1 protein-coding gene is annotated in these 447 nt (G+C 67.6%); it reads right to left on the bottom strand.

The window, feature by feature from the left end; genetic code table 11:
* A partial coding sequence (locus HWX00_RS36575) for an NAD(P)/FAD-dependent oxidoreductase (RefSeq protein ID WP_175868209.1) occupies positions 1–447 on the bottom strand: 447 nt, incomplete at both ends.

The raw sequence follows: 447 nt of genomic DNA, 5'->3' as shown, positions 1-447 counted from the left end.
TCGTTGTAGAGGATCTCGGCGGCCGGGAAGCCGGGGAAGATCTCGACGCCCAGCGCTTCGGCCTGCTGGCCCAGCCAGCGCGTGACGTTGCCCAGCGAAATCACGTAGTTGCCGTGGTTCTTGAAGTTGTCGGGCAGCGCCCAGTTGGGCGTGGTGACCGCGCTGCTCTCCGACAGGAACAGGAAGCGGTCTTCCGTCACCTCGACGTCGAGCGGCGCGCCGCGCTCCTTCCAGTCGGGGAACAGTTCGGTGATCGCGCGCGGGTCCATCACCGCACCCGACAGGATGTGCGCGCCGATCTCGGAACCCTTCTCGAGCACGCACACGCCGATCTCGGTGCCTTTCTCGGCGGCCAGCTGCTTGAGCCGGATCGCCGCCGACAGCCCGGCGGGGCCGCCGCCGACGATCACGACGTCGTATTCCATCGATTCGCGCGGGCCGTATTGC

The sequence above is a fragment of the Burkholderia seminalis DSM 23518 genome, assembly GCF_902832885.1.
Lineage (GTDB): Bacteria > Pseudomonadota > Gammaproteobacteria > Burkholderiales > Burkholderiaceae > Burkholderia > Burkholderia seminalis.
This window is presented reverse-complemented; position numbering and strand designations above follow the sequence as displayed.